The organism is Parabacteroides sp. AF39-10AC (genome assembly GCF_003635405.1).
Lineage (GTDB): Bacteria > Bacteroidota > Bacteroidia > Bacteroidales > Tannerellaceae > Parabacteroides > Parabacteroides distasonis.
This window is the reverse complement of record NZ_QTLP01000003.1, coordinates 55,809-68,824: the sequence shown is the minus strand read 5'-3', so window position 1 is coordinate 68,824 and position 13,016 is coordinate 55,809. Positions and strand designations below refer to the sequence as shown.

At 44.1% G+C, this 13,016-nt stretch carries 8 protein-coding genes and 1 pseudogene; 5 read left to right on the top strand and 4 right to left on the bottom strand.

Annotated features, from left to right (window positions below):
• Positions 1 to 61 precede the first annotated feature (61 nt).
• The 3 genes from DW033_RS03655 to DW033_RS24835 all read right to left on the bottom strand — a co-directional run bounded on the left by DW033_RS03655 (position 62) and on the right by DW033_RS24835 (position 2,970).
• Positions 62 to 1,240, bottom strand: coding sequence for a metallophosphoesterase (locus DW033_RS03655; protein ID WP_005859131.1), 1,179 nt, complete (start codon positions 1,238 to 1,240; stop codon positions 62 to 64).
• Between the two features lie 2 nt (positions 1,241 to 1,242).
• Positions 1,243 to 2,337, bottom strand: coding sequence for a metallophosphoesterase (locus DW033_RS03650; protein ID WP_048928122.1), 1,095 nt, complete (start codon positions 2,335 to 2,337; stop codon positions 1,243 to 1,245).
• A 384-nt stretch (positions 2,338 to 2,721) separates the two neighbouring features.
• Entirely contained in the window at positions 2,722 to 2,970 is a 249-nt protein-coding gene (locus tag DW033_RS24835; protein ID WP_369974666.1) for a transcriptional regulator, read from the bottom strand.
• 213 nt (positions 2,971 to 3,183) lie between these two features.
• On the opposite strand from DW033_RS24835, the pseudogene DW033_RS03640 reads away from it, so the two are divergent.
• Positions 3,184 to 3,444: pseudogene (locus DW033_RS03640) on the top strand (ATP-binding cassette domain-containing protein); the annotation flags it as partial.
• Between the two features lie 189 nt (positions 3,445 to 3,633).
• On the opposite strand, the gene DW033_RS03635 reads toward DW033_RS03640, so the two are convergent.
• A complete protein-coding gene (locus tag DW033_RS03635; protein WP_009016962.1) occupies positions 3,634 to 4,275 on the bottom strand; it encodes a SagB/ThcOx family dehydrogenase in 642 nt (213 codons plus the stop codon).
• A gap of 174 nt (positions 4,276 to 4,449) precedes the next feature.
• On the opposite strand from DW033_RS03635, the gene DW033_RS03630 reads away from it, so the two are divergent.
• From DW033_RS03630 to DW033_RS03615, 4 genes are all read left to right on the top strand, one after another.
• Positions 4,450 to 6,909 (top strand): outer membrane beta-barrel family protein, encoded by a 2,460-nt coding sequence (locus tag DW033_RS03630; RefSeq protein WP_048928123.1) that lies wholly within the window; start codon positions 4,450 to 4,452, stop codon positions 6,907 to 6,909.
• 204 nt (positions 6,910 to 7,113) lie between these two features.
• Positions 7,114 to 9,588 (top strand): outer membrane beta-barrel family protein, encoded by a 2,475-nt coding sequence (locus DW033_RS03625; RefSeq protein ID WP_122144024.1) that lies wholly within the window; start codon positions 7,114 to 7,116, stop codon positions 9,586 to 9,588.
• A 156-nt stretch (positions 9,589 to 9,744) separates the two neighbouring features.
• Positions 9,745 to 11,499 (top strand): DUF6057 family protein, encoded by a 1,755-nt coding sequence (locus DW033_RS03620; RefSeq protein WP_122382457.1) that lies wholly within the window; start codon positions 9,745 to 9,747, stop codon positions 11,497 to 11,499.
• A gap of 3 nt (positions 11,500 to 11,502) precedes the next feature.
• A complete protein-coding gene (locus DW033_RS03615; protein ID WP_034531564.1) occupies positions 11,503 to 13,011 on the top strand; it encodes a PD40 domain-containing protein in 1,509 nt (502 codons plus the stop codon).
• The last annotated feature ends 5 nt before the right edge of the window (positions 13,012 to 13,016 follow it).

The window sequence follows — 13,016 nt, the reverse complement described above, 5'->3', positions numbered from 1 at the left end:
TGCCGATGCCCATTCAAAGGGCCTTACAATGCCCATTCAAGCGAGCTTACGATGCCCATTGTCAGCTCCCTTGAATGGGCATCGTGCTTTTCCCTCTTTCGCCAGTCTGTTTGGGGGCTTTGAAGCGGATATGCAATACGACCAATTCCGAGACGGTTCCCACCCGATAAGGAGGTCCTGCTATACCAATGCCGGAAGATACATAGAATTGCGTAGGTCCTTTCTTATAATATCCGTACGGGCATTCATACACAAGTTTCATCAGCAGGGGATAAGGCCATAACTGCCCGTTATGCGTATGTCCGTGCAGTCCCAAATCCACCCCATTCATATTCATCTCGGCGAACGACCAAGGTTGATGATCCAAAACGATAATCGGTTTGCCGGTATCCACCCCTTCCATTAACGAATGAAGCGATTTTCGTTTCTTATGGATGAAATCATCCCTCCCTATCAAATAAAAAGTTGAGTCCGGTTGGACCACCGAGTCTATTAGTAGCGTACCTCCGGTCTTTTGCAACCAACGATATTTCGCGTTCCGGTTTGCCCGGTATTCATGATTCCCGTAAATGATATATACGCCCAACGGAGCTTTTAATTGTTTTAAATCATCCTCGATGTGGGCGTTTTCCGCGAATCGGGATTCATAATCCATAATATCCCCCGCTAATACCACCATATCCGGATGCTGTGCGTTGCTGAGTGCCACATATTTTTGTACCAAGTCCTTCCCGATAACCTCTCCGATATGTAAGTCGCTCATCATGACAATAGTCAGGCTATCCCGATCCCCCGCGGCTTTGGGCAACGTGATATATACGTTCTTAACAATCGGATTCATTACCGTATGGTATGCGTGAATCATTAAACCGGTAACACCGAATACGATAAGAAAAAACAGGGTTAGCTTGGTTTGTTGCCAATGCCCTTTCATCCATTTGGGGAACCATGGCTTGATACGTTGGGAGAGCCTGATCAACTCAAGTACCAAGAGAGATAAAGTGATATAAATGGACGCTATATACCAAGTGTTACAGATGTATTGGATCGTGATTATCACGTTATCAGGTAGTTCATTCCTAAAAATAAATCCGAAAAAATAAAGCGATAGTTCGAGTACGAAAAACAAGATAAAAGGAATCCGGCAACTTTTCTTAGGAGGAAGCGCTTGATATCCTCTCCAGAAAATATACGGATTTAGTAATAGCTGCGCTACGATCGATTGAATAAATACTTTCATCTTTACTCTTTGAATGTAATATTGAACACCACCATTTCGCTGTCCGTCCCGATACGGAAAGGCGGTCCCCACAAAGATAAGCCGGATGAGACATAAATCGTACTATTTCCGATTTTTTTAATCCCGTAACTTAATTCGAACAGATGATCCACGATCCAGTTCATCGGCCATACTTGTCCTCGATGTGTATGTCCGCTAAACTGTAAGTCTACGCCAGCCTCTTCCGTTTTCTCTAAATCGTAGGGTTGATGGTCTAGTAAGATAACAGGTTTGCTTTTATCAAGGTTCGCGGTAAGCTGACCTAAAGTTTTCCGTCCTTTGTTATGCCGGTCGTCCCGTCCTATGAGTTGGATCTGATTGGGCAAGATAGCCACGGAATCCCTTAAAAGTACGATGGGCGTCTGCGCTATGAATTTCTCGCTCTCCTCTATGCCACTGATATACTCATGGTTACCCGGTACCATATAAACGCCTAATGGAGCGTATATCTTGGACAGTTCCTCTTCCATATGCTCGTATCGCAGAGGTGCGACACTGTTGTCTATCATGTCTCCACCGATAAGAACGATGTCCGGGCGTTGGGCGTTTATCATATCCACATATCCGGCAAGCATCGTCTTGTTGGTAGCGTATCCTAAGTGTATGTCGCTAATGGCTACGACCTTCAGCGACTGTCCATCGGTATCGGCCGGTTTGTTGATAACCATGTTGATAACTCGTGTATCAGGATGTTGGTAATTATAGTTTCCATATCCTAATAAGCTGAGTGTTAAGAATAAGGATAAATAGAATGAGTATTTGAAACGTAGGTGGAAAAGTCGTAAGATATCAAATACCAACAGGGCCAATACCATGTATAAAGTGAACACGAGCCATCCTGTTCCTACTTGAGAAACTGTTTGAGCGAAAGAAGCCGGCATATCTAGGTTCCTGAATAGAAAACTACTGAAGAATGACAAAACTCCTCCCCAAAAAACAATGGATAACAATACTTTAACTCCGGTAGACTGGCTTTTCAAAGCCTGTTTTCCCTTTAGATAAATATAAATATTCCCTGCAAGATACAGGATTGGAAGTATGATAAAGAACGATAACATTTCTATTAATTTTCCGCGAAGATAATGAAAACTCTTTATGCGGCAAATGGTATGATTTGCGAAAGACTTTTTCTGCTCGATTTTCACCGCATTATGTCCTCTAATTGTAGTGACGTAGCGTGCTGCGTCTCTACGTGGATGTAAATACAGGGCAAGTAAGGATGCGTTGTATTCCAAGACAAATTCCAGACAATAAGCAAGCGAATGACATAGGTGTATAATGTGTTGAGAATTAGTATGTTTAAAACATTGCTATCTTTCTTTCAAAACACGTATGTGTTTCCGGGAAAAGTCGTACGTGTTTTTCAAAAAAGTCATACGTGTTTTTCCCGAATCATGCGATAGGGAACAAGAACGTATAAAGAAATCTACAATAAGCCTCCCTTAATTGCGATGAGGGGAATAGGTCTTTTTTTGTAATATATAGCCAACTCCTTTTACGGCATCTATTGAAAGCGTGATATCCCTTTCCAATAACTTACGTAAACGTGAGATACTATTATTCAAGCTGTCATGAGTTTCTTTCCCTTCCCAAATTTCTTGGAAAAGCTTTTCTCTGCTTACCGGTTGATTCAATGGTTCGGATAACTGATAGAGTAACTTGAAATCTTTGGGGCTTAATACCTTTAACAGCTCTTGTTTATAGAATAATTGATGTGTGGAAAGTTCCAGCTGATAATCTCCAATAGATATGATATATGTCTTGAATACCGCTTAACGTGTTGGCGTAACAAACCTTGTATCCTTTGCTGGGAAACTCATTTATAGGCTCTACCGCTAAAAATGTTTTTTGGATATTTCTGCTGTCTCAAATCGAAGAGTCTATTTATAACAAGACTTTCTTTTACGGTGAAAACAACCTTGATCAAGTTATTATTGGGCTACTATAATCCGGTAGAAGGCGATATCCGGGTGGGTGGAGATGATTTGTGATCTTTCAGCCTTTTATGGTGGCGTGACCAATGTGGCGCAGTGATGCAAGACGGTTATCTGTTCTCAGAGTCGATCGCACGCAATATCGCCGTGGATGACGGTGAGATTGATAAATCTCGCTTGTTATTGGCAGCCCGTATCGCTAATATAGAGGGATTTATCGAGCGTTTACCCTCTTTCCTGATTCGCTGGGGGAATACGATTTTGGTGGTGATCTTTGCGTTGCTGGCTTTGATCTTCGCTTGGAGCGTGTGTTTTTAATGTGACTACTGGCATGCCCCATAAGGAGTAGTGGCGTAAGCCTACGGCAGTAGTGGTGTTGGCTTATGGGACTACTGCCGTGAGGCGATGGGGATACCCCTGTTATTTAGCGTAACCCACGGGATGATTAATCATTGGGATTTGGGAGTCGGATAGCTTCAACACTTTTTTCAAAGCATCAGCCTCCATGCTACCTCGGGGAACCGTAACCAAACCACATCCGGAACAGAACAAGGCGATGTTTTGAGAGACCAATCCTGCGTCTAACGCTCCAAAGCGCTCGCGCATTTGCGGTGTGCCCACGTTGCCGAACTTAGAAATATCAGAAACCATCAACAGGCAAACAGGGGCAGAGTTCACGGAGGTTTGCTTGCCACCGATTAACGGACGATGGTCACCTTCCACTACCGGGTTTAGTTGGTGGGCCTTTGGATCATACAAATAAGCGCCCTCTTCCATAAGTACATAGACATCTATGTCTTGCTTGTTCAAAGCGGAAGCGGCGGTACGTTTCCCATCCTCCCGGTTGATACCGATAGCGGCCCATATCAAATCGGAAAGATCTTGTTGGCTGAGTTTCTTGTTGGCGAACTCACGCTCGGAATGACGATCTGCCAAGGCTTTCATCACCGAAGCGCCTCGGGTCTTGTCGGGAGCATTCAACTTAATGGCTTTTAAACTCTGGGCCTGCATACCGGCTATGCCTAACATCAAAGTGGCTAATACACAAAAAATAGTTCTCATAATGTTGTTATTTAGAAAATTAGATGTACAAAAATAATGATATATTTCTTTTTTTAGACTTTTTGTGAGAAATAATAGCCAACGAATGTTTATAATGTTTTTATTTGTACGAATAAATCGTAAACGCAGTGTTATGAGTGGAATATATTGTGTTTTGTAATAAGTGACGCATGTATGGGAGAAAAGTTGTTAACCTTATTTATGGTACTGTTCCTTGCGCTTCCGCTGTATGCGCAAATGGATAAAGCCGGTTCTTTTACGGTTAAAGGCCAGGTGCTGGATTCACTGACAAATGAATCCGTACCGTATGCCACATTGAGAATCGCTTTGGCGAGTACATCGGAGAAGCCAATCAAGCTGTTGGCGTGTGATATAGATGGGAAGTTCCAGACTCCGCTGAATAACATCGGAACGTATATTATCGTTATGCAATCTATCGGGAAGGCTCCGGCAGAGAAGGTATTCACCCTTTCGGATGAACGGAAAGTCATGGATCTCGGCGTGCTGTTTATGCAGGATAATAACCTGCGTTTGGAAGAGGTTACGGTCACGGCGCAGAAACCTTTGGTGAAAGCAGAGATCGACAGGATCATTTACTGTCTGGAGGATGATCCTGAGGCACAGACCAATAATACGCTTGAAATGCTTCGTAAGGTCCCGATGGTTACCGTGGACGGTGAGGATAAGATTGAGTTGAAGGGGTCTTCAAATTTTAAGGTTTACATGAACGGTAAGCCATCGAATTTGTTAAGCAATAATCCGTCGGTAGTGTTGAAAAGCATGCCGGCAAGCTCGGTGAAGAACATCGAGGTTATCACGGAGCCGGGTGTGAAGTATGATGCCGAGGGAATTGGGGGGATTATCAATATCATCATGGTGAAAAACACCTTGCAGGGTTATACGGGATCGGTAAGTTTGAACACCATCACCAATGGGCGTATCTTCGGGAGCGGCTACCTGTCGCTGAAAGCCGGCAAGTTCGGATTGTCTGCCAATTACAACTGTGACCGTGACAATACGCCTTGGAACGATGCTTCTTCCATGCGTGAGGATCTGAATAATAAGGAAGAACATTATCTGAATCAGGTGGGACGTAGTAAATCGAGAGCCCCTTATCATTTCGGGAATCTGGAAGGTAGTTATGAGATCGATTCGTTGAACTTATTGACTGTAGGGATTGGTCTGTACCTCGGAACCACGAGGAGCGTCTTGGAATATGCGGTGAAGATGCTGGATGCCGACCGGAACCCCGTTTATAGTTATAATCGTAATTCGGAATCGAGCCGCAAGTCCGGCTCAGCTGACATGAATGTGGATTATCAGCGTTCCACGCGCAAGAAAGACGAACTACTCACTCTCTCGTACCGTTTCAGTCGTTCCCCGAACGATAACGAGGATTATACGGAGTTGACGGATATTCGTAACTACGAGCCGTGGTTGGGCTATCCGCAAAATAATATCAATAAGGCATCGACGAACGAGCATACCGGGCAGTTTGACTATACTACACCTACTTGGAAAGATCAGAGCTTGGAGGCGGGCATAAAGTATATCTACCGTCAGAGCCGGAGTAATACGGATCGTAAGGCCTTCAACCAGACATCGCAAATGTGGGAGGAGGCGACTCCCGCAGATAGCCATTTCGATCATTCGCAACAGATCTATTCCGCCTATCTGGGATATACGATGAAATTTGGGAAATTCGGGGTGAAAGCTGGTGCGCGGGCAGAAGGGACTTCCTTGAAAGTGAGGTATGAGCTGGCACCGGATATGAATTTCGGGAACGATTACTTCGACGTGGTGCCAAGCGCTGTCGTATCGTACCAGCTTAGTATGAGCCAGCAGCTTCGTCTGGGATATAATATGCGTATCCAACGACCGGGTATCTGGTACCTGAATCCGTATGTGAGCAATGCGGATCCGCAGAACATCTCTTATGGTAACCCGAACTTGGATTCGGAGAAGAGTAACGGTGTGAACCTGAATTATAGTATATTCGCCCAAAAGTTCAGTTTCAATACAAGTATCTCTTATACATTTATAGATAACTCAATCGAGCGGTATACGTTTATCGATCCGGCGGATCCAGGAATTTTCCGGACTACTTACGGGAATATCGGGAAGAGGCAGACTACCGGCCTTTTTGTTTACGGTAGTTGGAATCCGATCCCCCTGTTCCGCGTTAACTTGAATGGAAGCTTGAGCTATACGGATTTGAGGAGCGAAAAGAATGACATGGCGAACAGTGGCTTTAGCGGGCGTGTCTTCGCCGGGGCTCAGTTTAACTTACCACTCGATATCCGGTTGAATCTGAATGGAGGCTTTATCTCTTCGGCGATACAGCTGCAAGGGAGGCGTTCGCCGTTGAATTTCGCTACAGTCTATGTGAGTAGGAATTTTTTGAAGAAGAAACTGTCCGTATCCCTCTATTTTTACGATATGTTTTGGAAACGCAGGAAAATGGAGGCTACGATCTACGACGATACTTTCCATAGGCAAGATATCAGCTATTCTCCGACGCGTACATTTGGTATAGGCATCTCCTATCGTTTCGGTAATTTGAAAGACGCTATCAAGAAGGTGAAACGTGGTATAAAGAACGATGATGTAAAGGCTTTGGAGAGCGGTTCATAAAGGATATAGATGAGGAAATATGCAACTTATCGGTATCAAAGCTCGTCTTTGTATGAAAATAAAGTTTTTTCAGACTTTTTGTGAGGAAAAAATGCTTACGAACGTATATTAATGTCTTTATTTGTACGAATCAATCGTAAACAGTGTGATTTAGTACAAAAAGTTGAGAGATAAGTATAGTATTATGTAATAGATGATGAACGTATGAAAGAAAAATTGTTTGCCTTATTTTGGGTACTGTTCCTTGCGCTTCCTCTGTATGCGCAGGCTGATAAAACCGGTTCCTATTCAATTAAGGGACAGGTGTTAGATTCGCTGAGTAACGAGTCCGTACCCTATGCGACGTTGAGAATTGCTTTAGCGAAAACCCCCGATAAGCCGGTCAAGCTTTTAGCGTGTGATGTGGATGGTAAGTTTCAGACACCTTTAAGCAGTGCCGGCAAATACATCATCTCTATGCAATCGATAGGAAAAGCTCCTGCCGAGAAAACATTTACGATCTCGGATAAACAGAGGAACTTGGATTTGGGTAAGTTATATATGCAGGAGGATAACCAGCGGCTGGGGGAAGTGACGGTTACGGCGCAGAAACCTTTGGTGAAGGCTGAGATCGATAAACTTACCTATAGCTTGGAAGATGACCCCGAGGCACAGACCAACAATACGTTGGATATGTTGCGCAAAGTGCCGATGGTAACCGTGGATGGAGATGACCAAATCCAATTGAAAGGTTCCACGAACTTCAAGATCTACATGAATGGTAAACCCTCTAACCTGTTGAGTAATAATCCTGCTGAGGTATTAAAGAGTATGCCGGCCAATTCCGTGAAAAACATAGAGGTGATCACAGACCCGGGCGCTAAGTATGACGCCGAGGGTATCGGTGGTATTATTAATATCATTACAACGAAAAATGCTTTACAAGGATATACTGGTACGGTTCGTGTGAACGGTAGTTCGTTGGGGCGTGTCGGCGGTGGTGGTTATGTATCTCTAAAAGCCGGAAAATTAGGACTTACCGCCAACTATAACTATAATCGGGAGCGGGACCCATGGAATGACGCTAACTCCGTACGGGAAGATTTGCAAAATGACGGGGAACACTTCTTGACACAAAATGGACGTAGAAAGAGCCGTGGACCGTTCCAATTCGGTTATTTGGAGGGAAGTTATGAGATCGACTCTTTGAATCTATTGACCGTTGGCGCGAACTTATTCCGTGGCGAGATGAAAAGTTTCTCGGAGTATAACGTGAATATGCAGGATATCAATCATAATCCGGTCTACAGTTATAACCGTAACTCGGAAACGACAGAGACATTTGGTTCTACGGACGTGAACGTGGATTACCAGCACTCTACCCATAAGAAAGATGAGTTGCTGACGGTCTCTTACCGTTTCAGCCATTCTCCGAATGATAGTAAGGATTATACGGAATTAGAGAATGTCGTGAATTACAATCCTTGGCTCGGCTATCCGCAAAATAATATCAATAAGGCTTCTACGAATGAGCACACCGGACAGGTGGATTATACGACTCCTACATGGAAGGACCAGACCTTGGAGGTTGGCGCGAAATACATATTTCGCCAGAGCCGGAGTAATACAGATCGTACCGCTTTCAACGATTCGCTGAATATATGGGAAGATGTTACTTCCAAGGATAGCCATTTCCGTCATACCCAACATATCTATTCCGCTTATCTGGGCTATTCGATGAAGTTTGATAAGTTTGGCGTGAAAGCGGGTGTCCGTGCGGAAGGAACTTCTTTGGATGTGAAATACGAGATGGCTCCCGATATGAATTTTGACACCCATTATTTTGACGTGGTGCCAAACGCTACGATCTCTTATCAACTGAGCATGGCGCAACAGCTTCGCTTGGGATATAATATGCGTATCCAGCGTCCGGGTATCTGGTATTTGAATCCTTATGTAAACAATGCGGACCCGCAGAATATATCCTTCGGTAACCCGAATCTGGACTCTGAGAAAAGTAATAATATTAACTTGAACTATAGTATGTTCGCCCAGAAATTCAGCATTAACGCGAGTGCTACTTATACGTTCGTGAATAATTCGATCGAGCAATATACCTTTATCGATCCGAAGAACCCGGGTATTTTCCAGACTACTTATGGTAATATAGGAAAGAAACAATCTACGGGCTTGTTCGTATACGCAAATTGGAACCCGGTTCCTTTGTTCCGTATTTATATGAATGGAGGTGTGGATTATACGGATTTGAAGAGCGATATGAATGATATGGCGAACAGTGGTTTCAGCGGACGTATATTCGCCGGTACGCAGTTTAATTTCCCGATGGATTTTCGCTTGAACTTGCATGGAGGATATTTCTCTCCTTGGATTCAGTTGCAGGGTAAACGTTCTCCATTCTATTTTACGGGAATCTCCGTAAATAAGGATTTCTTGAAGAAAAAGCTCTCGGTTCAGTTGTCTTTCCAGAACCCGTTCTGGAAACGAATGAAGATGGAAAACACTTCTTCAGACGATACGTTCTTCCGCCGTGAGACCAATTACCGAACGATGCGCATGTTACAAGTTAGCGTATCCTATCGTTTCGGTACCTTGAAAGATGCTATCAAGAAAGTAAAACGCGGTATCAATAACGATGATGTGAAGAGCGGCGGCTCTGGCGGCGGCGAGCAGCAGATGTAAGTACAGGATTGAACACGGAACACACAGCGATACACTGAGGTATATAGTATCAGTCCGTGTGTTTCGTGTATTCCGTGTTCAATATAATAATTAAACCTTTTCTTTTGCCGTCTTCTATATACTTTCTATCTTTACGATCCGAAAAACAGTTGGAGAATGAAGAATAGACTATTTGTTAACAATAATACCATTATACTATTCCTTTTTATTATAGGTAGTTTCCTATTCATAGAGTTGAATTTTCGGTATTGGTATCGTTTTCTGGAGCAGTATATGATGTTTCAGACTACCGGTAGTTATTTCCAAGACCGATTGGCCGAACCGGGTGGATTGAATGAATATGTGACTGAGTTCTTATCGCTTGCGTTTATCCATCCTTATGGGGCTTCGGTAGTGATCGCTTTATTATTAGGACTGATCTCCGGTTGTTTTTTCCTTTACTTACAAGCTTGTGGGGTGCGTGCCTCTATGTTGGCGGCTATTCTTCCCTCTTTTTTAATTTGGATCTATCCGCAGGAGTCAATCGCCTTGTTGACGATGCTCGCTTTCGTGCAGGTTCTTGCGTATTTGTATACTTCAATCAAGATTGATTGGCTTCGTTATCTCTTTGGCTTCTTGTTTTTGGGGGGCTCTTATTTTTTTGCGGCACCCGCTAATTTATTGTTGGCCTTATTGATCGCGGTTTATGAGTGTTGTGCTAAAGAGGATAAGGCTCGTTTTGGAGTAGCCATTATCGCTATCGCTTGGGGAGGTTTGCTACCGTTGATCGCCATGCGTACGGTTTATATTCTTCCGATGCGGGAAGCTTTTTTCAGCAAACATCTATGCCATCCCGAATATCCGATACCTAATTCTTTAGGATATATCATGCTTGCGTATCCTTTGATCGCTTTCATTCTTTATTATGTAAGGAGCCGGGTTTTCATCCGTAAGGAATCTTGGAAACGAATCGTTTCTTACGTTTTTCTTTTGATAGCGATGGTCGCCGGGATTCTCTATAAGAAAGATCCGATGGAGCAGGCCTATCGGTATGATTACTATGCACGGCTGGGAGAATGGCAGAAGATTGTCTCGCACGCTCGTGCGCATTCTGTGCGGGATATGGATGCCTTGATTTATCTGAATTTGGCTTTGTCGAAAACCGGACGTTTTACTTCCGATTTGATGCGTTTCCCCCAGATCGGTGAGGGTGGTTTTATTCCGCACGATCCGAAAAGCCGGATGGGATTGATCGAGGCGAGTGAGGTGGCTTGGCAAGTCGGGCAAGTGAACGCCGCCCAACGTTTCGCCTTTGTGGGGGTATTAAGTTCACAACGTTGCGTGCAACCTCGTTTGATGAAGCGTTTGGTGGAGACTTATCTGGTAACCGGCGAATATCGTGCGGCGGAGAAATATATCAAGATACTGGAATCGAACCCGCATTACCGGGATTGGGCAACCGCTCAACGTCCATTATTGGACTCCGTGGCTTGTGCGTCAGAAGATTGGATAGCGGCAAAACGGGCGATGCTTCCGATTACCGATAATCCTTTGGACCTGACCTTGATCTTTCCGAACGCATTGGCTTTTTTGATCGACGATCATGCCGATAACCGTCCGGCTTTCGAATATGGGATGGGATATCTTTTGGTTTATAAGGATTTGATGACTTTTATGCATTATATGGAATTGATGAAAGAACGGGGTGAGGCATTCCCGGTGCTTTATCAAGAAGCTATTTGCTTGTTCTTCGCGGCCGTACAGAAAGATCCGGAGGCGTTCCGGAGCTTCCCGATCAGTCAGGAGGTGCAGAATCGCTTCCTGCAATTCATGAAAGTGGCACGCTCTATGCCGCCGGCAGCCTTGAAGCAACAGTTTGGTGATACCTATTATTATTACGCTCAATTTATCCCGACTCCTAAACGACAATAATACATGGATAATACAAAGAAAAGAAAGATCGTCCGAAATTTTGTGATCGGATATCTAATAATACAAGTTCTCACTATAGTCGTATATTTAGGCTTTTGGTCCTTGCATCCGGAAGGCATTACGAATGTCACGAACGAACGTATGTCCCCGCCTCCTATTTTTCCGGATTATAAAGGGACGACTATACCTTATAATATAGCTCCGTTGAATTTCCGGATAAATGTACCAGCGGATGAATGCTATGCGAAAATAGAAGGTAGTGAGTCGGAAGTGTTTGAATATCATGGGACAAATACGATCCGTTTTAAGATGAAGGATTGGATTCGCTTGACACGTGCGAACCGTGGAAAAGCCTTTTTTGTTACGATCGCCACGAAGATAGGTGATGAGTGGACTAAATGGGCACCATTCTCTGTCTATATCAGTGATCAAGCGATCGACTCTCATTTAGTATACCGTTTGATAGAGCCGGGATACGAGAAATGGCATATTGTGGGTATTTATCAGCGGAATTTGGAGTCGTTTGACGAACAGCCGATTATCCGTAACGATATGACCGGCTATAATTGTATGAACTGCCATTCGTTCTGTATGGGAGATCCGGGGCAGATGATGTTCCATATGCGTGCGGCGAATGGGGGAACTTATATTGTCCAAGACAAGAAAATCAGTAAATTGAATACGAAAACGAATGGGACGATCAGTAATATGACGTATCCTTTCTGGCATCCTTCCGGGCGCTATATCACCACATCGGTAAATGATATCAAACAGTTTTTCCATTCCGTGAAAGAGAAAAAGATGGAAGTGTTCGACTTGGAGTCCGATGTGGTGGTGTATGACGTGAAAAACAAAGAAATCCTTTCGAAAGCCTCATTGATCACAAAAGATGCATTCGAGACTTTCCCCGCGTTCTCTCCGGATGGTAAATGGCTTTATTTCTGTACGGCCCCGGCCCAGAAGATGCCGGAGAATTATGATAAGGTACGTTATAATCTCTGCCGTGTCGCGTTCGATCCGGATCGTGGCGAGATCAGCTTCCCGATCGATACGTTGGTACATGCGGATAGCTTGAGCTATACATTTCCCCGTATCTCTCCCGATGGGCGTTTCCTGATGTACACGGAAACCGCTTATGGGCAGTTCCCTATTTGGCACCCGGATGCGGAGATCCGGATGATGGATTTGGAGAATCGGACAGCGATGGATATGTCCGCGTTGAATAGCCCGGATACGGATAGCTATCATTCTTGGAGTAGTAATAGTGATTGGGTCGTATTTAGTAGCCGCCGGGATAACGGTTTATATACTTTACCTTATATTTGTTATATAGGGAAAGACGGTAAGCCTTCGAAACCGTTCTTATTGCCTCAAGAAGATCCGGATAAGTATGACTATCAGTTGTATTCCTACAATATTCCGGAATTGACGAAAGGCGCCGTAGAGGTCAGCCCCTATGAGATCCAGCAAGTAGCCGAGAAAAATAAACCGGAGCAGGTTCGGTTTAAATGACCGGA

Excerpts from the sequence above, each read along its gene's own strand:
- DW033_RS03620 (WP_122382457.1), top strand. The coding sequence starts at position 9,745 with ATGAAGAATAGACTATTTGTTAACAATAATACCATTATACTATTCCTT.
- DW033_RS03630 (WP_048928123.1), top strand. The coding sequence starts at position 4,450 with ATGGGAGAAAAGTTGTTAACCTTATTTATGGTACTGTTCCTTGCGCTT.
- DW033_RS03655 (WP_005859131.1), bottom strand. The coding sequence starts at position 1,240 with ATGAAAGTATTTATTCAATCGATCGTAGCGCAGCTATTACTAAATCCG.
- DW033_RS03615 (WP_034531564.1), top strand. The coding sequence starts at position 11,503 with ATGGATAATACAAAGAAAAGAAAGATCGTCCGAAATTTTGTGATCGGA.
- DW033_RS03625 (WP_122144024.1), top strand. The coding sequence starts at position 7,114 with ATGAAAGAAAAATTGTTTGCCTTATTTTGGGTACTGTTCCTTGCGCTT.
- DW033_RS03635 (WP_009016962.1), bottom strand. The coding sequence starts at position 4,275 with ATGAGAACTATTTTTTGTGTATTAGCCACTTTGATGTTAGGCATAGCC.
- DW033_RS03650 (WP_048928122.1), bottom strand. The coding sequence starts at position 2,337 with ATGTTATCGTTCTTTATCATACTTCCAATCCTGTATCTTGCAGGGAAT.